Here is a 24577-nt window from a genome sequence, read left to right as displayed (position 1 = left end):
GACTTCTTAACTGGAGGACTTCGTGTCTTGACCTGGATCGAGCAGCCGGTGGAGGTGAACCACGAAATAGCGCATGTGGGCGTTGTCCACGGTCTGCTGCGCCTTCGCCTTCCAGGCCGCGTGAGCGGATGCGTAATTGGGATACACGCCGACGATGTCGACCTGGTCGAGGTCCTTGAAAGTGGTGTGTTCAAGATCGGTCAGCTCGCCGCCGATGACGAGATGAAGCAATTGCGGCTGGGCGCTATCTGGCATGATGTCTTTCCTAACGAGATGCCCGGCAAGCAAGAGCGATAGCTGTTATCGCGGCGTGGACGGGATGATTTGTGGCACGGATTTCGACCGATTCAGGGCAGCGGACGATTTCGGAAATGCTCGACAATGCGCGCATGTCGATCGTATCCCGCCGCCACCAGCACCCCGTGCACCACTTCCCGGCGATTGTACTCAATCGCATCCCCCGAGAGCGCGGTCATTCTACCATTCGCTTCCTGCACGATCAAATTCGCCGCGGCAAGATCCCAGTCGCGGCTCTGACCGCCTGCAAAAGCGGCATCGAGGCTGCCGTCGGCGACCCGGCACAGCCGCAGTGCCAGCGATCCGATCCGCGGATGCAGCGTGATTTCATCCGGCGACGAGGTCAGCCGCTGTACCAGTGGCTTCGGGCCGGCCATGCGGGAAAAATCGAGCTCCGTTCCCGCGGTTGCACGCACCGGCCTCCCGTTGCGCGTGGTGCCTTGGCCGCGTATCGCGAAGAAGAATTCGTCGCTGGCGGGAGCGAACACCGCCCCCAGCACCGGCGACGAGCCCCTAACCAGCGCCACGCAGACGCACCAGTCTTCACGGCCGGCGAGATAGCCACGGGTGCCGTCGATCGGGTCGACGATCCAGACCAGCTCCTTGCCGAGACGGCGGTCATCGTCGACGCTTTCTTCCGACAGCCAGCCATAATCCGGCGTCGCCGCGCGCAGCCGCCGCTCGACGAGGTCGTTGACGGCGATGTCGGCCTCGGAGACCGGCGACGAGGCGCCTTTGGTCCAGTTCTTCAGCTCGGTGCGGAACAGCGACAACGCCAGCGCGCCGGCTTCGCGCACGGTGTCCCGCAACAGCGCCGCATCGCGCGCCCAGATCCGGTCGGCGGTGTCAGCGTCCGCCAAGCGTCAGGCCCTCGATGCGCAGCGTCGGCGCGTTGACGCCGTAGCGGAATTCCAGGTCGTTGGCCGGAACCAGCGATTTGAACATCGCCAGCAGATGGCCCGCGATCGTCACCTCGCTGACCGGATAGGTAATCTCGCCGTTCTCGATCCAGAAGCCGGAGGCGCCGCGGCTGTAATCGCCGGTCACGCCGTTGACGCCGGAGCCGATCAGGTCGGTGACGTAAAAACCCTGCTTGATGTCGGAGATCAGCTCCTTTGGCGTCATCTCGCCGGGTTCGAGATGCAGATTATACGATCCCGGCGACGGCGACGACGAGACGCCGCGATGGGCATGCCCTGTGGTGACCAGCCCGAGTTCGCGCGCGGTCGCGCAATCGAGCAGCCACGTGGTCAGCACCCCCTCGTCGATGAGCGCGATCTTCTTTACCTGGACGCCCTCGGCGTCGAAGGTCTGCGACCGCAGGCCGCGCACCCGCAAGGGATCGTCGATGATGCGGATGTTCTTCGCAAACAGTTGCTCGCCCATCCGGTCTTTCAAAAAGCTGGTCTTGCGCGCGATCGAGGCGCCGTTGATGGCGCCGACGAGATGGCCGACCAGCGATGCCGACACCCGGGGATCGTACACGACCGGCACCTTGCAGGTCTCGACCTTGCGCGGATTGGACCGCGCCACGGTCCGCTCGCCTGCCTTGCGGCCGACGCTCTCGGGCGAAGCGAGATCGGACGCGTGGGGGGCCGAGGTGAAATCGTAGTCGCGCTCCATGCCGGTGCCCTCACCGGAGATCGCGGTCATCGAGATTCCCTGGCTGGAGCGCAAATAGGAGCCGTGGAAACCCGTCGAGGTGACCAGCACCATGCCGCCGATGCCGCTCGAGGCTGACGCGCCGCCCGATTTGGTAACGCCCTTGACCGCCATGCCTGCGGCTTCGGCCTCGCGGGCGCGGCGTTCGAGTTCGGACATCGAGGGAACTTCGCGGTCGAGCAGGTCGAGATCGGCGAACTCGCGCGCCAAGAGCGACGGATCGGCGAGGCCGACATATTTGTCATCAGGCGCGACGCGGGCCATCGCGACCGCCCGCTCGGCGAGCTTTGCGATGCCATCGCCGGAAATATCGTTGGTCGAGACCACGGCCTGACGTTGCCCGACCAATACGCGCAATCCGACATCATCGCCTTCGGAACGCTCGGATTCCTCGACCCGGCCCTCACGCACTTCGACGCCCTGCGAGACGCCGCGCACCGCAACCGCATCTGCGGCGTCCGCGCCCGCGCGCTTTGCGGCCTCGACCAGCCGCTGCGCCAGCGTCGAGAGCGCCGATTGGTCGAACAGGTCGGAAGTTGCGGGAGCCTGCGAAAGCGGCGAAGCCGTGGATGGTGAAGAGTTCACAAACAAAATCCCTGACAATTGAAGGGCTCGGGCGCAAATCGGCAGACCCACCAGATGTGCCTGATTCACAGGGATTTCAAGCATTTTGCGCCGCCCAATGCCAAACATTTTCGGCATTGTCGCAAGGTCTCGTCAATCATGCGTGCCAAGGTCTTGTCAATCATGCTCCGAGATCCAGGGCAGGTTAGCTCTCCTTAACCAGGCTTTTTAAGGCGAAACGGAAATCGCTCGGCTAAGGTCTCGCGTATCGACCGGGAACATAATCCCGGCGGGGAGATGAGAGCCGTGAGGCATCAAACAGCAACAAGCGGGATCAATCCCGCCGGGTCGAGCCGTGTCATGCGGCTCGACCCTCTTTCTCTGCCGCTTAGCTTCCATGCGCACGACACCCGCGCAGACGGCGGCGTGCGGAAAATCGAACTTCATCGCGAACGCGTCGTGCTGCACCGTGCCGTCCAGGGCATGCGGATGGCGATCAACGTCCGCGTCAGCGATTTTCTCGGCGTCGCGCTGCGTGGTCTCGATGACGACGCGCAGATGCTGGTGCTGGCCCATCGCGATCCCTCGCTGAACATTCCCTTGTGCGTGAGCTCCGACCACGACGAGATCGCCACCGCCTGGCAAATCTGGAGCGACATCTTCGCGCTGCCGCTATTGGCGGAGGATGACCATAGCGAACCGGCCGCCAGGCGCCGCCGCCACAACGCGATCCGCGCCCGCCGCCCGAAATTTCTGGTGCGCCGCCGGCGCGGCAACCTGACCAATACCGAGACCGTTCATCGGGACGAGCGCGAGATCATCGCGCGGGATTGAGTCGTCATTCCCCGGTGCGCAATTGCGCACTGAGGATGCGCCTTTTCGGTTCGTCATTCCGGGATGCGCCACTTGGCGCAGGCCCGGAATCCATTTCGCCACTTGCTCTGTCGTTCGATGGATTCCGGGTTCTCGCTTGGCGAGCCCCGGAATGACGGCGAGGTGTGCGTCCGCCTTCTCGCGGCGCGGAGAACGGCTCTGTTGCCTCCGTCGCCCCCGAGAAGCTTCGCTTCTCCTGGGACTTAACTTAATGCCAGGACCGCGGCGCCCGAACCACACGACTTCGCCGTACGCTTCCGGCCCGCACGTCTTGCGCGCCATCAGCGTCCATCGCATGCGCAGAGCGCAAATCAGTTCGCAGTCCGTAGGATGGGCAAAAGCGAAGCGTGCCCACCATTTCGAAGCGTGCTCAATGATAGACGGTGGGCACGTCGCTAACGCGCCTTTGCCCACCCTACGAGACCAAACGCATCACTGCGTCCGCGAGCAACCCAGCAAACAGCAGCAGCCCGGCATCGCGGTTGGATTTGAACACGCGCAGGCACAGGGCGGGATTGCTGATGTCCAATCGCCTGATCTGCCAGACGAGATGCGCGGCGAACGCGGCCAGGCCGATCCATGCCGGCCAGCGCGCGCCGCCCAGCACCAGCGCTGCGCCGATCAGTATCACCGCGAGCGAATAAAACACCGCAAGCGCTCGGTGGGTGCGCGCGCCGAACAGGCGTGCGGTGGACTTGATGCCGATCAGCGCGTCGTCCTCGGTGTCTTGATGGGCGTAGATCGTGTCGTAGCCGATCACCCAGGCAATCGATCCGGCATAGAGCACGAGCGCGGTCAGATCGATCCGCCCGAGCGTGACGGCGAACCCCATCAGCGCGCCCCAGGAGAACGCGAGGCCCAGCACGACCTGCGGCCACCAGGTGATGCGTTTCATGAAGGGATAGACCGCGACGATGACAAGCGAGGCGATGCCGGTCATGATCGCAAAACGGTTGAACTGCAGCAGCACCAGAAGTCCGATCAGCGCCTGCAGGACCAGGAAGGCAAACGCCTGTGTCACGCTGATCTGCCCGGCGGGAAGCGGCCGCGACCGCGTCCGCTCGACGCGCGCGTCGAGATCGCGGTCGGTGATGTCGTTCCAAGCGCACCCCGCCCCGCGCATGACAAAGGCGCCGATGAAGAACAGCACGATCACGAGCGGCAATTGCGAAATGTCACGTGCGACGCCGGCGGCCAGCGCCGCCGACCACCAACACGGCATCAGCAACAGCCACGATCCGATCGGACGGTCGAAACGGGAAAGCCGCAAATAGGGCCGCGACCAGGACGGCGCATGCGTATCGACCCAGTTGCCGGTGGCGTCGGCAACGCGGGCGGTCGCGTCGCTCATCGGACCGCGATCATCGCGCGAGAACGTTGCCGTTCAGCGTATCGAAGGTGCTGCCGCCCTTCTTGACGGGCTGCGCTTCGGGGAGCGCCGCCGAGGAGCCGAGCACTTCGCTCAGGCTCGGACCGGCCGGTCCGCGCGTCTGCGCCTGCTGCGCGACGGCACAGACCTGCTTCTGCATTTTCTCGGTGTTCTTGTGGCCGTTCTTGAGCTGGTCGCCGATCTGCGGCGGAATTCCGCATTTGGCGGCGTTGGTCTCGACATATTTGATCATCTTCAATTCGGCCTGGCCGAAATTGCCGATCAGCTTGCAGGCCTCGTCCGGCGGCGCCTTGCGGTCGCTCGCGGCCTTGATCATCTTGCCGCGCCGCTCGGCTTCCTCGCGCAAGGGAACGAAACCCTTCATGCAGTCGTCTGCCGAGCCACTGGCCTGGGGCGGCGGCCCGCTGAATCCGCGGGAGACCGGGGCGGCACCTTGCGATGGGAACGGCGACGGCGCGCCGACCGAGGCTGATGGCGCGGCGCCATTCACCGGCGGAAACGGCGAGGCATTCGAGGGTGCCGCGCTCTGGTTGGGCAATGGCGCCGGAAACGCACCTTGCGCAAACACATGCCCGGCGTGAACGGTCACGATGGCAGCGGTCAGCGGCACAATCAGGCGGCGGATCATCAAGGGTTTGTTCTCCGGCAAGGTCAGGCAGCCCCAACGTCTTCCGAACGACGCAGATTTGCGACGGGCTTTTTACGATTCCTGCCGACGCTTAACAACCCGTTGATTGGGGCAGCAGCGCGGCGTAGGGCCGCGTCGAAAGCTAAAAATAGCTCCGGATTCTAGCGCTTTGGGCTAAAAGCGCCGGGAAACGGAACATTCCCATGCCCGAATTCGACTTTCGCGCCCCTCGCCTGTTCGTCGACGCCCCTTTGCAAGAGGGCGGGAAGATCGCGCTGGAGCGCAACCAGAGCAATTACCTCGGCAACGTGCTGCGGCTCTCGGCCGGCGAAAACATCCTGGTGTTCAACGGCCGCGACGGCGAATGGCAGGCGGAGATCGAGGGCCGCAAGCGGCCCGACGGCCTGACGATCGTCGCGCGGACGCGGCCGCAAGATCGCCTGCCTGACATCGCCTATGTCTTTGCGCCGCTGAAGCACGCGCGGCTCGACTACATGGTGCAGAAGGCAGTCGAGATGGGGGCATCCAGGCTGCAGCCGGTGTTGACGCGGCACACCCGGGTTTCGCGGGTCAACGTTGAGCGGATGCGCGCCAATGTCATCGAGGCCGCCGAACAATGCGGCATCCTGAGCCTTGCCGCGGTCGCTGAACCCGTTGCGCTCGATCGCTTTCTCGAAAAACGCGAAACCAGCCGCCTGATGGTGTTCTGCGACGAGGCGGCCGACATCGGCAATCCCATCGAGGCGCTGCAGCAGGGGTTGAGCGCCACCGACGGGATCGACGTCGTGATCGGCCCCGAGGGTGGATTTGCCGGGGAAGAACGGGCGATGCTGCTGCGGGAGCCGAGGACGCTGCGGCTGTCGTTGGGCCCCCGCATCCTGCGCGCCGATACCGCCGGCGTCGCCGTGCTGGCGCTGGTGCAGGCGGCGCTGGGGGACTGGCGGAGTTCAGGCGAAGGATAGCGCCCGCACTCGAGCCTCCGTGTCTGCCGAGGAGTTGCCGCCGCTCCGACACGAAGCGCCACGCGCTCACTCGCCGGACAGGTCCAGTTCGCCCAGATTGCGCGCGGCATCGACGATGCGCATGATGCGGACGCCGCCCTTCGTGATTTCGTAAAGCGCCAGCCAGCGCGCCATCACCATCATCCGCGCATCGTCCGCAATGTCTGGGCGAGCCGGTCCCGACTCGGGAAATTCCGCCAATTGGCGGCACCGCGCTTCAATACGATCAATCCAATGGTCAGCCGTGTCAGGACCTTTGTCCGCCGCGATGCGAATCCAGATTTCCAGGAGATCGCGCTCTGCGAGCCGGGAAAGGCGCACCTCTCCCAAGCTACTTGCCCGCCGCCTTCAGCGCCCGACCTTGTGCTTTGATGCTCGCAAAATCGGCCACGCCTGCGTCGCCGCTCGCCTGGCCTGCCGCCCAGGCATTCCGCAGGAAAGCCAGCCGGGCTTCTTCCGTCTGCTCCATGATCCGCAGCGCCTCGCGCACAACCTCGCTTGCCGAGGTGTAGCGGCCACTCGAAACCTTGGCTTTGACGAACTCGCTAAGTTCGTCAGTCAGCGAGACATTCATATTCATGGCGAGCACCTTTCTTCCCAAATATGGATGCGACCACAGATTTTAGCAATCTTTGCCATCAAACCCACGCGGTTACAGCGTCCGACGCTCCTGCTAGCCAAGCCGTCTTAAAATCGTTAACGCTCCCAATCATTAAGCCACTTCGCCAATCCCTGTCGAAACGGCGGTTCGGCCATGGTAAGGCCTGCGCCAACGAGCCGCCGGCCTCCGGGCGGAACCCCAAACGAACCCTGGAACCCCGGTTTTTCCGGGTATTTGGACCTGAAATGACCGCGACCGCTGCCGTCAGAGGTGCTGCCGGATCCGCCGCCTGGGCGGATGCGCTGCTATTGTCGTTTGCACAAGGCGGCTACATCCAGGCCCACCCCGGCATCCTGCAGCCGGCAGAGCCATTCCTCGACCTCTCCGGCGAGGACATCCGCAAGAGCCTTTACCTGACGACCGACGCGTCGGGCGAAGAACTCTGCCTGCGCCCCGACCTCACCATTCCGGTGGCGCGCGACTATCTCGCCTCGAAGCGCGCCGGAAAGCCCGCGGGCTTCAGCTATCTCGGACCGGTGTTCCGCTATCGCGGCGGCCAGCCGAGCGAATTCCTGCAGGCCGGCATCGAATCCTTCGGCCGACAGGACCGCGCTGCGGCTGATGCGGAAATGCTGGCGCTGGCGCTGGAAGCGACCTCGGCGTTCGGATTGACGGATGTCGAAGTCCGCACCGGCGACGTCGCCTTGTTCACCGCGCTGATCGATGCGCTTAATCTCTATCCGGTCTGGCGCCGGCGGCTGATCAAGGACTTCAACCGCAAGGTCAGCCTCACCGACGATATCGAGCGGCTGACGCTTGCGACCGCACCCGGCCGCAACGAATATGAAGGTGTGCTGGCTGCACTTGCCGGCTCCGACCGCAAGGCGGCGCTGGCCTTGGTCACCGACCTGATGTCGATCGCCGGCACCACCAATGTCGGCGGCCGCACGGTCGCCGAAATCGCGGACCGCTTCCTAGAACAATCGACCTTGAAAGGCGGCGCGCTGCCCCGCGATGCGCTCAACATCATCAAGCGCTTCCTCGCGATCGCGGGCGACCCGGATGAATCGGTGGCGCAACTGCGCGCACTCGCCGCCGACGCCAGGCTCGATCTCGGAGCCGCCATCGACCAGCTCGAAAGCCGCATCGGCTTCATGGCCGCGCGCGGCATCGACACGAAGCTGACGCGGTTTTCCACCTCGTTCGGCCGCGGGCTCGATTACTACACCGGCTTCGAATTCGAACTGCACGACGCAGGAAAGACCTTGGGCAACGGCATCGAACCGCTGGTGGCGGGCGGGCGCTATGATGGCCTGATGACGCAGCTCGGTTCGCCGACGCCGATCCCGGCGGTCGGCTTTTCGGTTTGGATCGAAGCCCTGACGCAACTCGGCAAGCAAGGGAGCGCCGCATGACCGCCCCCTTCGTCCTCGCCGTTCCCTCCAAGGGACGCCTGCAGGAAAACGCCGAGGCGTTTTTCACGCGCGCGGGGCTATCGCTGGCGAAGCCGCGCGGCGCGCGCGACTATCGCGGCACCATTGCGGGCCTCGACAATGTCGAGATTGCCTATCTCTCGGCGAGCGAGATCGCCTCGCAACTGGCGCGCGGCATGGTGCATCTCGGCGTCACCGGCGAGGATCTGCTGCGCGAAAGCATCGCGGACGCCGACAGGCGCGTGCTGTTGATCGACAATCTCGGCTTCGGCAGCGCCAATGTCGTGGTCGCGGTGCCGCAGGCCTGGATCGACGTCCGCACCATGGCCGATCTCGACGACGTCACCACCGGTTTCCGCGCCAAGCATAACCGGCGGATGCGGGTCGCGACCAAATACATCAATTTGACGCGCAACTTCTTCGCCGCTCACGGCGTGGTCGATTACCGTATCGTCGAAAGCGCCGGCGCCACCGAGGGCGCGCCCGCCGTCGGCACCGCCGAGATGATCGTCGACATCACCACCACAGGCGCGACGCTCGCTGCCAACGGCCTCAAGGTGCTGGATGACGGCGTGATCCTGCGCAGCCAGGCCAATCTCGTGGCGTCCCGCGACGCCGACTGGTCGACTGACGCCCGCGAGACCGCGCGCGTCATCCTCGACCACATCGCCGCGCGTGCGCGCGCCAGCAAATATCGCGAGGTGCGAACACGCTTCGCCGGCTGCAACGATGCGTTGCTGGCGGAGGCGCATAACCGTTTTGGTGTGGTGGCGCCGTTCGGCGGGCCGACCTCGTCGGGCATGATCACCCTGCACTGCCCCCCGGTGCAGCTTTACGCGCTCGGCAGTTTTCTGCGCGAGCACGGCGCCGACACGGTGTCGATCGCCTCGCTCGACTATGTGCTCGACCGGGAAAACCCGTTATTTGCCAGGCTCGAGGCGTTCTTGCGGCAATAAGGCTGCCGTTTCGTTCATCGTTGCGACAGCTAGCGGCCGGTAACATATACGGTTGGATAATCTGGGACCTGATCGATGACGCTCGGCTCTGACGTTTCCCGCCTGTCGACGACCGCAGCCAGCGCCGCGGCGCAAGGGCTGTCGATTGTCGTGCCGCTGTACAACGAGGCGGCAGGGCTCGCTTTGCTGCACGCGCGGCTGGTCGGCCTCGCCCGCACGCTGAAGGCGCGCTACGGCCTCGAAAGCGAAGTGGTCTATGTCGACGACGGCAGCGCCGACAATACGCTGGCGATCGCGCGCACGCTTGACGCCGTTGCGCTCGACATCCAGGTGGTGTCGCTGTCGCGCAATTTCGGCAAGGAGGCCGCGCTGATGGCGGGGCTGGACCATGCCCGCCGCGGCGCAACGCTGTTCATGGACGGCGACGGCCAGCATCCGCCTGATCTGGTCGAAAAGCTGGTCTCGCACTGGATCGATGACGGCTACGACGTCGTCTATACGGCGAAGGCGCACCGCGACAATGAATCGTTCCTGCGCCGCCAGGCGGTGCACGGCTTCTATGCGCTGATCAACTGGGGCGCGCGGCAGAAGATCCCCGAGGACGCCGGCGATTTCCGCCTGCTGTCGCCGCGCGCGGCCACGGCGCTGCGCCAGCTTCCCGAGCGCAACCGCTTCTTCAAGGGCCTGTCGAACTGGATCGGCTTCCGCCAGATCCGCGTCGATTACGAGCCGGCGCCGCGCGCGCACGGTGTCACCACGTTCAGCCCGGGCCGGCTGATCGGCCTGTCGATCGAGGGGCTGACGTCGTTCTCGGTGGCGCCGCTGCGCTTTGCAAGCCTGCTCGGCGTGCTGCTGGCCATCAGCGCCTTCCTGTTCGGCCTGACCATTCTTTGGGAGGTGTGGACCACCGGCAAGCAGGTCCCCGGCTATCCCTCGCTGATGATCGGCCTGATGACGATCGGCGGCGTGCAGCTCATCATGATCGGCATCGTCGGCGAATATATCGGCAAGATCCTCTCCGAATTGAAGGCGCGTCCGATCTACTTCGTCGCCGAGCATTCCGAAAAGCGCGCCGATGGCAAGACCGCCGCCAGCGAACGGACCGCCGCCGAATGAACGACGCCGCGCTGCGCCGGATCTGGCTGTGCGCCGACGACTACGGGCTGGCCGAGGGCGTCAACCGCGCCATCCGCGATCTGATCTCCCGCGGCCGTCTCAATGCAACGTCGGTGATGGTGGTTGGCGCAGCGATTAGCCGCGCCGAGGTCACAGCACTGCAGGATACAGCAGCGAACAGCCCACGCTGCGCGATCGGCCTGCATGCGACGCTGACCGCGCCGTTTCGTCCGCTGACGATGCACTTCCGCCCCACCGACGGCGGCCTGTTTCTGCCGTTTTCGAATCTGCTGCGAGCGGGCCTGTTGCGGCGGCTCGACCCTGACATGATCGAGGACGAAGTTTTGGCTCAGCTCGCGGCGTTCAAGGAGCTGTTCGGCCGCGCGCCCGATTTCGTCGACGGCCACCAGCACGCGCAACTTTTCCCTGGGGTGCGCGACGCCTTCCTGCGCGCGGTGAAGGAAGCAGCCCCTACGGCGTGGGTCCGCCAGGGCGGGCGCCTCCAGCACTTGGCCAAGCTGCTCGGCGCGCCCAAGGCGCTGGTGCTCGACGTTCTCAGCGCGCAATTCCGCAAGCGCGCCGCTGCGGCGAAAATCCCGTTCAATCCCGCCTTCGCCGGCGCCTATGATTTTTCGAAAGCGCCCGATTTCGCCGTGCTGATGGGTGAGTTCCTTCAGGACTTGCCGGAAGGCGGACTGGTGATGTGCCATCCTGGGTTTGTCGACGAAACGCTCAGGGGTCTCGATCCCCTCACCACCCAGCGCGAGGCGGAACATGCGTTCCTGGCAAGCGATCGATTCCCGACATTGCTGGCGGCGAACAAAGTTACATTGAGTTGATAAGACTTAAGGAAATCACGGCGTTTTGTCGCATACCAAAATTTAATTCGGCCGCCCACTACTTGCGACACAAAGCCCGCCCTACATCTTTTTGACGCGTCTCGATTCGACGCGAAGGAGAGGGCCATGACACCGCAAGAACGCCAACTGATTGACGATCTTTTCGACCGGCTCGCCAAGCTGGAAAGCGCCAAGCGCGATCCGGAGGCGATGTCTGCGATCATGCAGGGCCTGCGCAACGCGCCGAACGCGGTCTATGCGCTGGTGCAAACGACGCTGGTGCAGGACGAGGCGCTGAAGCGCGCCGACATGCGTATCCAGGAATTGGAAGCAGCGGCGGGTCAACAGGGTCAATCCGGCGGCTTCCTCGATTCGATGCGCGACGCGATCTTCGGACAGAACCAGTCGCATGGTTCGGTGCCCAACGTGCGCGCGCCCGAGATGGCGAGCAACCGTCCGGCGTGGAACACCGGCCAGGTCCTGCAGCAGAACCAGGCGCCCGGCCAATATAATCAGCCGGCCTATGCGCAGCCCTCCTATGGCGCGCAGCAACCGCCGTTCGGCGGCGGTGGCGGTTCGTTTCTCGGCACCGCGGCAGCGGCCGCGGTCGGCGTGGTGGGCGGCTCGTTGCTCGCCGGCAGCCTCCGTTCGATGATGGGCGGCGGCGGCAACCACCAAAGCTTCGGCGACACGGCCGGCCACAGCGGCGGGATCGAAGACCGCAGGCCGTGGGGCGACCAGTCCGGCGGCGATCTGGCGCGCGATGCCGGCATCAACGACATCGGCTCGTCAAGCCGGCGCGCCGACAACAACGACAATGATTCCGGTTCGCGGCAGGGCTTCTTCGATCAGGCCTCGCATGACGAGGACGACATGGATCACGATGCCGACGGCTTCGACGGCGATGATGGCGGTGGCGATTACGCGTGAGGCACGCGAGAGCTAAAACAACAACGGCCGCCTGAACGGGCGGCCGTTTTTATTCCACTCTGCCGTCGTCCCTGCGAACGCGGGGACCCATACTCCGCGGCCATAATTGTTGGGCCTTGATCGACGACTTTCTTCAGCGACGTAGACCTGTGGTTATGGGTCCCTGCGTTCGCAGGGACGACACCGTTTTCGCGGCCGTCTTGGATAATCAGATCACGATAACCCTAGCGCCGACGCCGACGCGGCCGTAGAGATCGATCACGTCCTCATTGCGCATCCGGATGCAGCCGGAGGAGACGTTGGTGCCGATGGTCCAGGGCTCGTTGGAGCCGTGGATGCGATAGAGCGATGACCCCAGATACATCGCGCGCGCGCCGAGCGGATTTTGCGGGCCGCCCTCCATGTGCCGCGGCAGATCGGGACGCCGCGCCAGCATTTCCGGCGGCGGCGTCCAGGCCGGCCATTCCTTCTTCGCCGAGACGGTCTTGACGCCCGACCAGGTGAAGCCGGGGCGGCCGACGCCGACGCCGTAGCGCAGCGCCTTGCCGTCACCCTGCACCAGGAACAGGAACTTGTTCGGGGTGTCGATCACGATGGTGCCCGCGCTTTCCTTGCCGTGATACTCGACCACCTGTTTTTCGTATTTCGGATCGAGCGGACGCTGTGCCGGATCGACCATCTCTTCCTCGTGGCGCATCGACTGCTGCGGATCCATCGGCGGCAAAAGCGCGCGCCGCCCGCCATATCCGTAGTCGGGCTGCGGCTGATAGGCCGGCGCTTGCTGATAGCGCCCGCCCTGCGGCGCGTCGCCGAACAGGAATTCGATGAAGCCGCCGCCCATGTTGGAGCGTTCGGCAGAGGCGATGCGCACCGGTGCGGGTTGTGCGGGCTGGCCTGCGTAGATCACGGCGGGGCCGGCCATTGGCGAGGCGTCGATCGCACTGGCCTCACTGGCGAAGCAAAGGCAAGACGCGCCCGCGAGGAGCGCAAGGGAGATTTTTCCGGACATCGACGTACTCTGTACTGTTCGTCATTTACGGGTTCGCGGCAGCGGCTCGACAAACGCCGTTGCACGCGATCAATACAAATCAAAACCTAATCGGTTTGGTAAACGGAAACGGCGTTTCGATTCACCACGACGACAATCGCGCGCTGATTTGTCCGGTAGCGTTTATTTTGCGTGAACGCGCATCCCTCATGGTTAATCGTTGGTATGCGGCCGCGGGCAAACCGCCACCACGACGCGTTCCGGCGTGAACCTCACGTTAAATCGCATCGGTTTAAAACACACGTGAAGTGAAGGGGTGGAAAAACTCATGTCGGTCAATCGCAAACGTTTTCGTATCGAACAAGCCATTCTGGGCGACGCGCCAATTGTCATGCCTGCCATCGAAGGCGGCGAGATCGGCCCGATGCATCGTGAGATCATGGCCGAGCTGCGCGCGATCCGTGCGCAGATGGCAGGCTTCGGCCACGCCCGTGACGGTTCGGCTGTCGCCACCGATATCGCACGCGAGACCGCCGATGCCCATGCGTTGCTGGAAACCTATCGCGCCCAGATCGAGCAGTGCGCGAAGCTGAAGGTCGAGCTCGATCTCATTCACGACGCCATCAACCGCACCAAGCGCGAAATCGCCACCCTGCACGGCAAGAGCTTTGACGGCCAGGAAATGGCCAAGGTCAATGGCGAGCTCGGCGCCGTCGTCGGCGGCACCGAACAGGCCACCCAGCAGATCCTCGAGGCTACCGAAGCGATCGATCAGGCGGCGACCGCGCTGTCCAAGAACATCTCGCCCGACCAGCAGAAGCTGCTCAGCGAGGACATTCAGGAACGCGTCGTCTCGATTTTCGAAGCCTGCAACTTCCAGGACCTCACCGGCCAGCGCATCAGCAAGGTGATGACCACGATGAAGTTCATCGAGCAGCACATCTACACGATGATGGACATCTGGGGCGGCGTCGACGCGATCAAGGCTCACGCCGCGCCGATCGTCGACACCCGCGAAGGCGACGCCAAGCTACTCAACGGCCCGAAGCTGGACGGCGACGCCGGCCACGCCTCGCAGGACGATATCGACGCCCTGTTCGATTGATCGGACTGGTTAACGCTGACTAAATAGAAACGCCGGCGAGACGCCGGCGTTTTTTATTTCCACGACCGTCACTGCTAGCGAAGCGAAGCAATCCATTCCCCCGCTTGCGGCGCGATGGATTGCTTCGTCGCTTCGCTCCTCGCAATGACGGAATTCCTTGGCCGCCTCACGCCCGCGGCGCGCAGCGGACATAGACCATGTTGCCGTAACGGACCGCGGCATCCTTGTCGATGAAGCGGGTGATCAGCACGCGGCCGTCGAACGAGACGATCTCGCGGTCCTGTTCGCCAGGGGTCGGGCCTGCCGGGCCGATATAGTTCTTGCCGCTCGGGCTGCCCTTGAGGCGCAGTTCCTGCGGGGTGGCCTGGTCGGCCAGATGCATGACCACGCCGCCCGACTGACCGGCGCTGATCACGTAGGGCTGCTTGCACTGGTCGCGCGCCATCTTTTCGGTCCGGGCCCGGTCATTGGGATTCTGGAACGAGGCGAGGCCCCAGCGGCCGACGATCTCGTCGGAGCGGATGGTGGCCGGCATATCGGGCGCAACGCCAGGCTCGGCGTCGGGAGGCGGACTGGACGACAGCGACGGCAGGCTCATGCTGCTGCACGCCGCCAGCAAGACCGTCAGCGCCGATGCGATCGCCAGATTGGCAACCGTACGCGCATTACGTGAACTGATCATCGCATTCCCCCGAGCAATTCCTGGCTGCTCCCGTCAAGCAGCCAACCGCAAAAAGTCTGCCGGAGCAATGACGTCCGTCAAAATTACGCCGCTGCACCGATCTGGTTTCCGTGGGAGCATCCTATATTGGCCTCAAGAAGGCCTTAACCCCCTTGTTTGCTTGACAGGATCAGCGCCAAGCCATATTCCCCGGCCCCACGTTTAGCACTCAAATACGAAGATTGCTAAGGATCGTGCTGTCCCGCCCGGGGCGGCGTCGAATACCCGGCATTCCCAGCCATTTTCGTGGCACAGACCTGAAACCACGCCTTCCACGGAACTTCAAGAGGAGACGTCATGGCTAAATCCAAATTCCGTCCGCTGCACGACCGCGTCGTGGTCAAGCGCATCGATGCCGAAGAGAAGACCAAGGGCGGTATCATCATTCCCGACAGCGCCAAGGAAAAACCGTCGCAGGGCGAAGTCACCGCCGTGGGCCCGGGCGGCCGCGACGAGGCCGGCAAGCTGATTCCGATCGACCTCAAGGTCGGCGACCGCGTGCTGTTCGGCAAATGGTCGGGCACCGAGGTCAAGCTCGACGGTGAGGAACTCCTGATCATGAAGGAGTCCGACATCATGGGCGTGCTGAGCTGAGACCAACCTGCATCACCGCACACCAGTCGTCATGCCCGGGCTTGACCCGGGCATCCATCCTCTTCGGAAGAGTGACGCGAAGGCGATGGATTGCCGGGTCAAGCCCGGCAATGACGAAAGAGCAGCGGCTGATTATCCCAATTTCAAGGAGCATATCCAAATGGCTGCCAAAGACGTTAAATTTTCCGGCGACGCCCGCGAGCGCATGCTGCGCGGCGTCGATGTTCTCGCCAATGCGGTGAAGGTGACGCTCGGTCCGAAGGGCCGCAACGTCGTGATCGAGAAGAGTTTTGGCGCACCCCGCATCACCAAGGACGGCGTCACCGTCGCCAAGGAAATCGAGCTCGAGGACAAGTTCGAGAACATGGGCGCGCAGATGCTGCGCGAAGTCGCCTCCAAGACCAACGACACCGCCGGCGACGGCACGACCACCGCGACCGTGCTGGCGCAGGCGATCGTGCGCGAAGGCGCCAAGTCGGTTGCCGCCGGCATGAACCCGATGGATCTGAAGCGTGGCATCGACATCGCGGTCCACGCGGTTGTCAAGGATCTCGAAAAGCGCGCCAAGCCGGTCGCCGCCTCTTCCGAGGTCGCCCAGGTCGGCACCATCTCGGCCAACGGCGACACCGCCATCGGCAAGATGATCGCCCAGGCGATGCAGAAGGTCGGCAATGAAGGCGTGATCACGGTCGAGGAGAACAAGTCGCTCGAGACCGAGGTCGACATCGTCGAAGGCATGAAGTTCGACCGCGGCTACCTGTCGCCCTACTTCATCACCAACGCCGAGAAGATGACCGCCGAGCTGGAAGACGTCTTCGTGCTCTTGCACGAGAAGAAGCTCTCCGGCCTGCAGTCGATGCTGCCGGTGCTGGAAGCCGTGGTGCAGTCCGGCCGTCCGCTTCTGATCATCGCCGAGGACGTCGAGGGCGAGGCGCTGGCGACGCTGGTGGTGAACCGCCTGCGCGGCGGCTTGAAGGTCGCCGCCGTCAAGGCGCCCGGCTTCGGCGATCGCCGCAAGGCGATGCTGGAAGACATCGCGATCCTGACCGGCGGTCAGCTCATCTCCGATGAGCTCGGCATGAAGCTCGAAAGCGTCACCATCAACATGCTCGGCCGCGCCGGCAAGGTGGTGATCGACAAGGAAAACACCACGATCGTCAAGGGGGCGGGCAAGAAGAAGGACATCGAAGCCCGCGTCACGCAGATCAAGGCGCAGATCGAGGAAACCACCTCGGACTACGACCGTGAGAAGCTGCAGGAGCGGCTGGCCAAGCTTGCCGGCGGCGTCGCCGTGATCCGCGTCGGCGGCGCGACCGAGGTCGAGGTCAAGGAGAAGAAGGACCGCGTCGAGGACGCCCTCAACGCGACCCGCGCGGCCGTGCAGGAAGGCATCGTGCCGGGCGGCGGCGTGGCGCTGCTGCGCGCCAAGAAGGCCGTCGGCCGCATCAACAACGACAATTCCGACGTCCAGGCCGGTATCAATATCGTGCTGAAGGCGCTGGAAGCCCCGGTTCGCCAGATCTCGGAGAACGCCGGTGTCGAGGGTTCGATCGTGGTCGGCAAGATCCTGGAGAACAAGTCCGAAACCTTCGGCTTCGACGCGCAGACCGAGGAATATGTCGACATGGTCGACAAGGGCATCATCGACCCGGCCAAGGTGGTGCGGACTGCACTGCAGGACGCTTCGTCGGTCGCGGGCCTGCTGGTGACCACCGAAGCCATGGTCGCCGAACTGCCGAGGGAACCGGCGCCGGCGATGCCCGGCGGTGGCGGCGGCATGGGTGGAATGGGCGGCATGGGCTTCTAGGGCCCGACGTTCCCCACGCAAACAGATCGAAGGCCGCCTCCGGGCGGCCTTCTTTTTTGGCTTTTTTGGCAATGAAGCGAGCCGATCGGTTCCGGACGTGCTGGCTCGAAAACGCCGCCAGGGTTTGCTACTTACGACCCCTGCCGATTCCAATCGTTTCAGGGAATTTCAAATGCGCGCGCGCTTCCTTCTCCTGCTCGGTCTTGTCACGGCCTCCCCGAGCCTCGCTTTCGCTCAGATGAAACTTCCTTCCAAGACGGCGCCGGGCGCCATCGAGACGCGGTATTTCACCGCGATCGACGGCCTGATGGACGGAAATGCCGACGTCGTGCTGAAAGAGACGCGCCAGGGCAAGAACGTCATCGCGGCTACCCTCGACGTCTGCTACCCCGCCGCGAAGGGCTCCGACCGCAAGGACCGCTTCGTCGCCAATCTCGCTGTCCTCAACGGGCAGAACCTGACGGGCACCACGCAGAGCCTCGGTGAAAAGCAGCCAGTCGTCGTCAAATTGCTGCGCAAGCCGGTCGGCGACACCTTCGAATTCCGCGGCCAGATCACGATCGGCCAGACCGTCACCGAGGTGGCCTCGACGGACAATTCCGATCTCAGCGAGAAGGAATTTTTGGATAACCAGACCAGCGACGACGGCATCACCCCGGCGCCGAAGGATTTTACCGAGGTTTCGCCGGAAGCGTTCGGCGTGCGGGTCAAACTCGACGCCGCGCTGGATTTCCTCAAGAGCCTGAAGGGCGAGGCCGTCGAGGTTGGGCTCTCGAGCCTTTCGATCTCCTGCGACGCGCTGCGCGCCGGCGAGCAGACCATCAACCTCACCGCCGATCCGGAGCGCACTGCGGCGCTGATTGCGAAGGCCAAATCAATGCCCGGCGTGGTCGCGGCGGGATGGACCAGCGGCTCTGTCGAGATGGACCGCACCATCCGCTTTGCGGCGGCCGAATGGCGCGACGGCGACAAGATCAACAAGGACAAGATCGCTTCCGCGCTGTCGGGCGTGCTGGCCAAAACGCTGGCCGCCAAGCTGGCGGACACCGAATGGAACGCCAACACCGGAAAACTGACACTGACCTTCAAGCGACCGAGCCCGATCTATCCCGCGCTCGGACTCACCGAAAGCGTCGAGGTCACCGCGCTGGTCTCACCGGACAAACCGGGTGCAACCGACCGGCTGATGCTGTGGATCTCGAGCCCGGTGATCACCACCGCGGATGAAAGCACGGGCCCCAAGCTGAACCTGTCGGAAGAATCCACCGGCGACGAAGAAGGCGGCGAACCGAAAGACGATAATGGCTCGGTCGAGGCGCTGGCCAAGGAATTCAAGGGCCAGCGCTGGGATGCGGACAGAAGTGTGTGGAAGTAGAGCGCTTTCGACGCGCGAAGAAACCGTGCCGGAGGCTTATCTTGCGCGCAGCTTCTGCAACCGCTTTGCAGCGAAGTCGTCGTCGGGTTTCAGTTTCAGGACAGCCTCATAGTCGTGAGACGCACGATCAAGTTCGCCCGTCGCCTCGAATGCGAGTCCGCGATACCTCTGCGCAGTGGTGGAGCTGGGACTGAGCGCAACAGCGGCATTCAGGCTTTCAATCGCGGCCTTGTGGTTCTTTAGCTTGAGATGCGCGGTTCCAACGCCGACGCGAAGTCGATAAGTATCATTTCGTGTGAGATGCCCGAGTGCTAGCGCCATGTTGCAATCCTCCAGCGCCTTTTGCGGCCGATCCGAACGATTATAGGCTTCCGCCCTTCCAAGCATGAAAACGCCGGCTGTCGGATCAAGCCTTATCGCCTCGTCAAACTGGCTGATTGCTTCGTCGAATTTACCTTGATCGCTAAGGACTACCCCGCGGCCGTTTGGGAAATCTCCATTGTCGGGAAAGAGCTTGGCTCCGGCGGTGTAGTCGGCCAGCGACAACTCGAGGCGGCCTTGCCTGTGATAAAAAAAGCCACGCTCGCGATAAGCACGGGCATCGGTATCGCCGATCATTTTCACGACGGCCAACTTTAATGCGCATTTCGGTTAAGCAATCGTCACACGGGCAGGCCATATCGCTTCTCGGCCAGGATCATTCTCAACTTTATTATTGGTACCAGGCGGACCGGTATTCGACCTTCGAGCCTTTGGCGAAGTCCGAATGGGGCGGAACCAGAGAAGTTATCTCGGTCTACTACGAGTCGCGTCCCAATTGGTGTTGATCCGAAACCGAAGCGGCTCCGCGCCGATGAACGACAAGAATGTGACGCGTGCGATGCTGCCGATCGCCGCGGCACAGTGCACAATGATCCATTGAGTTAGAGGTTCTTAGCCAGTTGCAGGTGTCTGTAGCGAGTACCGCCGTTACCCGGGCTCGAACGGACCCGGCTCGGAGAAGCCCTCGATCGATTCGACCTTTGCGTAGTTCTCGGCGATGCTCTCAGGTGTCAGATGTGGATCGTAGAAGCCAGGTCCCATGACGATAGCGATACGTTGGATTGCTCCGGCTTCCACGTTGTAGATGCGGTTCGTCTCCGAACAACCGTCGCTTGCCAGCCAGACGATCGCTGGCGCAACAGCCTCAACAGGCGTGGTGGCTTTTCCATCTGCTTCAGACACGCGGGATCCCGCGGCCGGGTGCATCCTCGTGTACCCGACTGGCGAAATGGTGTTCACGAGAATGCCATGCTCTGCACCTTCGATCGCAAGAATGCGCATCAATCCGACCAGTGCGCTCTTGGCCGCCGCATAGGTGGCTTGGCCACGCATGCCGAACAGGCCGACGACTGACGTCGTGAGGATGATCTTCCCACGCCGCTGCGCGACCATTTGCGGCCAGGCAGCCTTCACCGTGTTGACCGGCCCACCGAGGTGCACGCGCCAATACTGATCAAAATCATCAAGGGTGGCATCCTCGAATGGCTGGCGTCCGCAGATACCAGCGTTGTTCACGAGCAGGTCGATTCTCCCGAAGTGCTCGATGGTCATCGCGATCAGGTCACTGCCGCCTTGAGGGGTGGAAACATCACTGTCACTCGCGATTGCCTCGCCTCCGCGTGACCGAATGAGGTCGGCCACCTCTTCCGCTATCCGGGAGTCCTTCCCGAACCCCGATACGTTGGTCCCCAGGTCGTTCACCACGACCCGGGCGCCGCGTTCGGCGAGAAGCTCGACGTACGCCCGCCCCAGCCCGCGGCCTGCCCCAGTCACAACCGCGACCTTCCCCTCCAACGAAATTCGTTCGGTCATCTCGCTATCCTCCTGTGGGGAACCCCGGAATGTGGGAGGGCCTGCGACCGTCAGGTTCGCGCCGGGCACGACGCAGCTTTTAGCTACCCGTTCCCTTTTCGCCACTGCCAAGCAGAGCCGACATGAACCTGTCGGGCTGTCAGTATAGCGCCAATGATCTGGTGCCGGGCTTTGATTATTAAGATTCGATTCAGCTTCCCGGATCATCATCGGTTCACCAAAACGTGGGCCACGCCATGCAAAACCGCGAGCCGAGTACCTTTGAGATCTGGTCGGGGAATGTAGTTGGTGGCCAGCGGCCGGAGCAACCCGCGGGCCTGTGGAACTTCCTCAAGCCCGATCGCGACGACGTATTGGTGGTTCGGGAGCCATTTGGCGATCGGGCGCGCGCCGCGGTGCTGGTCGCTGCAGCGCTGGTGGCAAGCTTTGGATTGGGATGGGCCGGCGGGCTGAACTGGCCGCAGTTCGCAAGCGAGCTCGGTCTTGTGGAAGTCGCGCAGAAGGAAGTGCCCTCGCCGCGAATTTCCGAAGCACGACCAAGCGGCAGGATCGAAGGCACTCGAAAGGCGGCATCGGCGTCCGATTCGCCCGCCATTGTCGGAAGTATTCCCAAGCCATCCGCCCTGTTGCCGGGCGGGACACGCCCGGCTGCGAGCCCGGCCTCCCAGGCAAATGCGAGCCCTTCCGCCGCTGCAATCGCGATGCGGCAGCCCCTGGTGGCGGCGCCGGAGACGAAGCCGGCGACGATTCCCGGCTGGACGGTTGTCGATGTTCGGGACGGCACCGCCGTTCTCGAAGGTCCTGACGGAATTCGGATGGCCGCACGCGGCGACACAATTCCCGGACTCGGACGCGTGGAGTCTATCGTGCGCTGGGGCAGCCGCTGGGTCATTGCCACCGCCAGCGGATTGATTGCGACGCCCTAACCGCGCTCAGGGCTGCAGGCGCTTGGTCATGAACAGGCTGAGCGGATCGTTATTGTAGCTCCCGAACGGCGGACAGTCCTGATAGCCGGCGGCGCGATAGAGCCCGATCGCCTCGGGCTGCCTTATGCCTGTCTCCAGGCTGATGCGATTGATGTGCTTTTGCCGCGCAGCATCTTCCAGTGCATGAAGCAGGCGTCGACCTAATCCAGCGCCCCGGGCTTCAGCGCGCACGAACATGCGCTTTATTTCGGCATGTCCGGGCGCGATGATCCGAAATGCAATCGATCCGAGAAGCTCTCCATTGCGGCGCGCGACGAGAAAGACCGCGTCGGGTGCTGCGAGTGCATCGACGTCCACGAGGTGATTGCTTTCGGATGGATAGAGCGCCTGCAGGTACGCGCTTGATTCGGCGAGGATGCGCCGCACGTCCGCCTGCCTCGGGTCTTCGGGCCCAATGTTGATCTCAGACTTGCTCATCCCCGGCCATTTTTCGCACGAGGCCTAGTTCGTGTTGATGCGAAACCGCAGCGTCTTCGCGCCGACGAACGACACGAAATCGCCCTGCCGCTTCCAGGTGCCCGCTTCGCTCAGCGCTGCGATCAACTCGTCATCGGCCTGCGCGCGGTCCGGCGGACAGGGCCGGTTCTGCATGGCGCCGGCCACGAAGATCACGGTGTTGCCCGCCACCGAAAACTGGCCCTTGCCGCCCTTGCACCAGAGTTCGAGCACCACTTCGCCGGCATCGCCGATCTCCAGATTGGGGATCCGCTTGGAGCCAGGCTGGCGGTTCACGTCGAGCTGCATTTCCGTTCCGAACGGAAAGCCGTCATCGGCGAAGGCCGGGGTGAATGTCAGGGCCGCCCCGATCAGCAAGAGCGAAGCCGTGCCTGCCCGGGCCGTGCGTGCGAATGAAAACATGCAACCTCTCGAAAAATACCGGACCTACCGCGCCGCGCGCCGTTCTATTGGACAACGACGTGATTGGCTAGGGGCGGGCTCGCCAAAAGCCGACCTCAGCCTTGGATAGCCGTCCCTAAAGCACGTTGGCTAAATAGCCTGATCGGTCGTACAATATATCGAGGGTTGGATTGCGGCCATGGTGCACAAGCGACCAGTCCGAGTCGAGCGCAGGTTGTCGGCGATTTTGGCCGCCGACGTGGCTGGCTATTCGCGTCTTATGCACAATGATGAAGAGGCTACGCACGCCAGACTGACAACGTTCCTCGTCGATAGCGTCGCGCCCGCAATTGCTGGACACGGCGGGCGCATCGTGAAGAACACCGGCGACGGATTCTTGGCGGAATTTCCGAGCGCGGTCGAAGCGGTTCGAGCTGCTGTGCAGTTCCAGGCCCGCATCAAGGAGCTTACAATCGGTGACTTTGAAGACAATCGCATCGCTTTTCGGGTGGGCATCAATATCGGCGACGTGATCGTCGAACCCCATGACATTTTTGGAGACGGCGTTAACATTGCGGCGAGGCTCGAGAGCATAGCAGAACCTGGCGGCATCTGCATCTCGTCTTCCGCCTACGATCACGTCCGAGGCAAGATTCGGGCTGAGTTTGTCGATATGGGCGAGCAAGATCTCAAAAATATTGAGCACGCGGTTCGGGTTTTCAGAGTCGTGGACGAGGCAGTCCCACGAAAACCCACGCTGCCACATCCCGACAAGCCTTCGATTGCGGTGCTACCCTTCCAGAACCTAAGTGCCGATCCAGAGCAGGAGTACTTAGCAGACGGCATCGTCGAAGATATTACAATGGCGCTGTCGCTCTTTCGTTGGCTGTTTGTGATCGCACGAAACTCAAGTTTCACCTACAGGGGCCGGACGGTCGATGTAAAGCAAGTCGGCCGAGAGCTTGGTGTGCGCTACGTCCTCGAAGGTAGCGTGCGCAAGGCGGGCAACCGCATTCGTATCGCGGGTCAGCTTATCGACGCGGAAACCAGGGCACATCTCTGGGCGGGCCGTTTTGAGGGGGCACTCCAAGACGTTTTTGATCTTCAGGACCACGTCACTGAGAGCGTCGTGGGTGCAATCGCCCCCAAGCTGCAGCGTGAGGATATCAAGCGGGCCAACCGTAAGCCAACCGAAAATCTGGCAGCCTATGACTACTACCTCCGCGGACTAGCCAGGCATCATCGAGGGTCGAAGGATGCAAATCGCGAGGCTCTCCAGCTTTACTGCAAAGCGATCGAAGCCGATCCCAAATTGGCTTGTGCCTACGGCATGGCGGCATGGTGCTACGTTCAGGGAAAGGCGCGCGGTTGGATGATGGAGCAGGTACAGGAGAGCGCCGAAGCTACGCGGTTCGCTCGGAAAGCAGTGCATTTGGGCAATGACGACCCGGTCGCATTGTGTATGGGCGGCTATGCTCTCGCCTTCATAGCGCACGAATTCGACGCAGCGGCGGCTTTCATGGATCGGGGACTGGCAGTTAATCCGAACTATGCCACTGCTTGGACACTTAGTGCGTGGCTGAGGGTATGGAGAGGCGAGCCGGACCTGGCGCTTGAACATGCCGCGCACGCCATGCGCCTAAATCCACTCGACCCCTCAGGCATGCATGGAGCCGCCGCGTATGCTCATTTTCTGTCGGGTGACTACGACATGGCGTCGTCGTGCGCCGAATCGGCCATGCGTGACTATCCGGCTTTCCTGCTGCCAATATGCGTATATGCGGCGAGCAATGCGCTTGCTGAACGGCTTGAACCTGCACAGAAGGGCGTGGAACTGGCTCTGAAACACAAACCCGGTTTGCGCATTTCGAACCTGACAGACCTGGCAGCATTCCGCCGGGATGAAGACTTCGCCACCTTCACCGGCAGTCTGCGAAAAGCCGGCCTTCCAGAGTGATCGTGAATTCGGCCAAGTCAGCCGCAAGCCGAACGGACGACGTGCCTATCCGATCCGATCCGA

26 protein-coding genes are annotated in these 24577 nt (G+C 63.2%); 13 read left to right on the top strand and 13 right to left on the bottom strand.

Annotation, left to right across the window (positions count from 1 at the left end; all coding sequences use genetic code 11):
• Positions 1 to 6: 6 nt before the first annotated feature.
• The 3 genes from V1288_RS17200 to V1288_RS17190 form a co-directional block, all read right to left on the bottom strand.
• Entirely contained in the window at positions 7 to 255 is a 249-nt protein-coding gene (locus tag V1288_RS17200) for a DUF4170 domain-containing protein (protein WP_334358161.1), read from the bottom strand.
• 92 nt (positions 256 to 347) lie between these two features.
• Complete coding sequence (locus tag V1288_RS17195; protein ID WP_334358160.1) at positions 348 to 1157, bottom strand: 3'(2'),5'-bisphosphate nucleotidase CysQ; 810 nt, start codon at positions 1155 to 1157, stop codon at positions 348 to 350.
• Entirely contained in the window at positions 1144 to 2544 is a 1401-nt protein-coding gene (locus V1288_RS17190) for a TldD/PmbA family protein (RefSeq protein WP_334358159.1), read from the bottom strand. Before V1288_RS17190 ends, V1288_RS17195 begins: the two co-directional genes overlap by 14 nt.
• 285 nt (positions 2545 to 2829) lie before the next feature.
• Between V1288_RS17190 and V1288_RS17185 the strand changes: the two genes are divergently transcribed.
• A complete protein-coding gene (locus tag V1288_RS17185) occupies positions 2830 to 3357 on the top strand; it encodes a DUF6101 family protein (protein ID WP_334358158.1) in 528 nt (175 codons plus the stop codon).
• Positions 3358 to 3811: 454 nt separating this feature from the next.
• Here the strand turns inward: V1288_RS17185 and ubiA are convergent, their stop codons facing one another.
• Together ubiA and V1288_RS17175 are read right to left on the bottom strand one after the other, a co-directional pair.
• Positions 3812 to 4747 carry a 4-hydroxybenzoate octaprenyltransferase gene (gene ubiA / locus V1288_RS17180; protein ID WP_334358157.1) on the bottom strand — a complete coding sequence of 312 codons (936 nt, stop codon included), beginning with the start codon at positions 4745 to 4747 and terminating at the stop codon, positions 3812 to 3814.
• 10 nt (positions 4748 to 4757) lie between these two features.
• A complete protein-coding gene (locus tag V1288_RS17175; protein WP_334358156.1) occupies positions 4758 to 5414 on the bottom strand; it encodes a hypothetical protein in 657 nt (218 codons plus the stop codon).
• A 203-nt stretch (positions 5415 to 5617) separates the two neighbouring features.
• Between V1288_RS17175 and V1288_RS17170 the strand changes: the two genes are divergently transcribed.
• The gene (locus tag V1288_RS17170; protein WP_334358155.1) at positions 5618 to 6376 is read left to right on the top strand and encodes a 16S rRNA (uracil(1498)-N(3))-methyltransferase; all 759 of its coding nucleotides are present in this window, start codon (positions 5618 to 5620) and stop codon (positions 6374 to 6376) included.
• Positions 6377 to 6442: 66 nt separating this feature from the next.
• Here the strand turns inward: V1288_RS17170 and V1288_RS17165 are convergent, their stop codons facing one another.
• Entirely contained in the window at positions 6443 to 6736 is a 294-nt protein-coding gene (locus V1288_RS17165) for a type II toxin-antitoxin system RelE/ParE family toxin (protein WP_334361333.1), read from the bottom strand.
• Positions 6737 to 6746: 10 nt separating this feature from the next.
• Positions 6747 to 6995, bottom strand: a complete 249-nt coding sequence (locus V1288_RS17160) for a type II toxin-antitoxin system ParD family antitoxin (protein ID WP_334358154.1) — start codon at positions 6993 to 6995, stop codon at positions 6747 to 6749.
• A 266-nt stretch (positions 6996 to 7261) separates the two neighbouring features.
• On the opposite strand from V1288_RS17160, the gene V1288_RS17155 reads away from it, so the two are divergent.
• The 5 genes from V1288_RS17155 to V1288_RS17135 all read left to right on the top strand — a co-directional run bounded on the left by V1288_RS17155 (position 7262) and on the right by V1288_RS17135 (position 12290).
• The gene (locus tag V1288_RS17155) at positions 7262 to 8431 is read left to right on the top strand and encodes an ATP phosphoribosyltransferase regulatory subunit (protein ID WP_334358153.1); all 1170 of its coding nucleotides are present in this window, start codon (positions 7262 to 7264) and stop codon (positions 8429 to 8431) included.
• Positions 8428 to 9405: an ATP phosphoribosyltransferase gene (gene hisG / locus V1288_RS17150; RefSeq protein ID WP_334358152.1), complete on the top strand. Its 978-nt coding sequence runs from the start codon at positions 8428 to 8430 to the stop codon at positions 9403 to 9405. Before V1288_RS17155 ends, hisG begins: the two co-directional genes overlap by 4 nt.
• A 75-nt stretch (positions 9406 to 9480) precedes the next feature.
• Complete coding sequence (locus V1288_RS17145) at positions 9481 to 10521, top strand: glycosyltransferase family 2 protein (RefSeq protein WP_334358151.1); 1041 nt, start codon at positions 9481 to 9483, stop codon at positions 10519 to 10521.
• A complete protein-coding gene (locus V1288_RS17140; RefSeq protein WP_334358150.1) occupies positions 10518 to 11360 on the top strand; it encodes a ChbG/HpnK family deacetylase in 843 nt (280 codons plus the stop codon). Before V1288_RS17145 ends, V1288_RS17140 begins: the two co-directional genes overlap by 4 nt.
• Before the next feature lie 126 nt (positions 11361 to 11486).
• Entirely contained in the window at positions 11487 to 12290 is an 804-nt protein-coding gene (locus tag V1288_RS17135; protein WP_334358149.1) for a DUF2076 domain-containing protein, read from the top strand.
• A gap of 208 nt (positions 12291 to 12498) precedes the next feature.
• Here the strand turns inward: V1288_RS17135 and V1288_RS17130 are convergent, their stop codons facing one another.
• Positions 12499 to 13299, bottom strand: a complete 801-nt coding sequence (locus V1288_RS17130; RefSeq protein ID WP_334358148.1) for a L,D-transpeptidase — start codon at positions 13297 to 13299, stop codon at positions 12499 to 12501.
• Positions 13300 to 13606: 307 nt separating this feature from the next.
• Here V1288_RS17130 and V1288_RS17125 point away from each other — a divergent pair, with 307 nt between their 5' ends.
• Positions 13607 to 14383 (top strand): protein phosphatase CheZ, encoded by a 777-nt coding sequence (locus V1288_RS17125; RefSeq protein WP_334358147.1) that lies wholly within the window; start codon positions 13607 to 13609, stop codon positions 14381 to 14383.
• 166 nt (positions 14384 to 14549) lie between these two features.
• On the opposite strand, the gene V1288_RS17120 is transcribed toward V1288_RS17125, so the two are convergent.
• A complete protein-coding gene (locus tag V1288_RS17120) occupies positions 14550 to 15065 on the bottom strand; it encodes a hypothetical protein (protein WP_334358146.1) in 516 nt (171 codons plus the stop codon).
• 336 nt (positions 15066 to 15401) lie between these two features.
• Here V1288_RS17120 and V1288_RS17115 point away from each other — a divergent pair, with 336 nt between their 5' ends.
• The 3 genes from V1288_RS17115 (at position 15402) to V1288_RS17105 (ending at position 18880) form a co-directional block, all read left to right on the top strand.
• Positions 15402 to 15698, top strand: a complete 297-nt coding sequence (locus V1288_RS17115) for a co-chaperone GroES (RefSeq protein WP_057853021.1) — start codon at positions 15402 to 15404, stop codon at positions 15696 to 15698.
• 160 nt (positions 15699 to 15858) lie between these two features.
• Positions 15859 to 17505, top strand: a complete 1647-nt coding sequence (gene groL, locus V1288_RS17110) for a chaperonin GroEL (RefSeq protein WP_334358145.1) — start codon at positions 15859 to 15861, stop codon at positions 17503 to 17505.
• Between the two features lie 172 nt (positions 17506 to 17677).
• Complete coding sequence (locus V1288_RS17105; RefSeq protein WP_334358144.1) at positions 17678 to 18880, top strand: hypothetical protein; 1203 nt, start codon at positions 17678 to 17680, stop codon at positions 18878 to 18880.
• Between the two features lie 36 nt (positions 18881 to 18916).
• On the opposite strand, the gene V1288_RS17100 is transcribed toward V1288_RS17105, so the two are convergent.
• Together V1288_RS17100 and V1288_RS17095 are read right to left on the bottom strand one after the other, a co-directional pair.
• The gene (locus V1288_RS17100; protein WP_334361332.1) at positions 18917 to 19498 is read right to left on the bottom strand and encodes a tetratricopeptide repeat protein; all 582 of its coding nucleotides are present in this window, start codon (positions 19496 to 19498) and stop codon (positions 18917 to 18919) included.
• A 351-nt stretch (positions 19499 to 19849) separates the two neighbouring features.
• Complete coding sequence (locus V1288_RS17095) at positions 19850 to 20734, bottom strand: SDR family NAD(P)-dependent oxidoreductase (RefSeq protein WP_334358143.1); 885 nt, start codon at positions 20732 to 20734, stop codon at positions 19850 to 19852.
• Positions 20735 to 20970: 236 nt separating this feature from the next.
• Between V1288_RS17095 and V1288_RS17090 the strand changes: the two genes are divergently transcribed.
• On the top strand, positions 20971 to 21660 hold the full coding sequence (locus V1288_RS17090) for a hypothetical protein (RefSeq protein ID WP_334358142.1): 690 nt from the start codon (positions 20971 to 20973) through the stop codon (positions 21658 to 21660).
• A gap of 6 nt (positions 21661 to 21666) precedes the next feature.
• Here the strand turns inward: V1288_RS17090 and V1288_RS17085 are convergent, their stop codons facing one another.
• Positions 21667 to 22137: a GNAT family N-acetyltransferase gene (locus V1288_RS17085; protein ID WP_334358141.1), complete on the bottom strand. Its 471-nt coding sequence runs from the start codon at positions 22135 to 22137 to the stop codon at positions 21667 to 21669.
• A gap of 24 nt (positions 22138 to 22161) precedes the next feature.
• The gene (locus V1288_RS17080) at positions 22162 to 22578 is read right to left on the bottom strand and encodes an META domain-containing protein (RefSeq protein ID WP_334358140.1); all 417 of its coding nucleotides are present in this window, start codon (positions 22576 to 22578) and stop codon (positions 22162 to 22164) included.
• Positions 22579 to 22756: 178 nt separating this feature from the next.
• Here V1288_RS17080 and V1288_RS17075 point away from each other — a divergent pair, with 178 nt between their 5' ends.
• On the top strand, positions 22757 to 24514 hold the full coding sequence (locus V1288_RS17075) for an adenylate/guanylate cyclase domain-containing protein (protein ID WP_334358139.1): 1758 nt from the start codon (positions 22757 to 22759) through the stop codon (positions 24512 to 24514).
• Positions 24515 to 24577: the final 63 nt, after the last annotated feature.

The sequence above is a fragment of the Bradyrhizobium sp. AZCC 2176 genome (genome assembly GCF_036924645.1).
GTDB lineage: Bacteria > Pseudomonadota > Alphaproteobacteria > Rhizobiales > Xanthobacteraceae > Bradyrhizobium.
The sequence above is the reverse complement of the archived record's forward strand: the minus strand, read 5'-3'. Positions and strand labels throughout refer to the sequence as shown.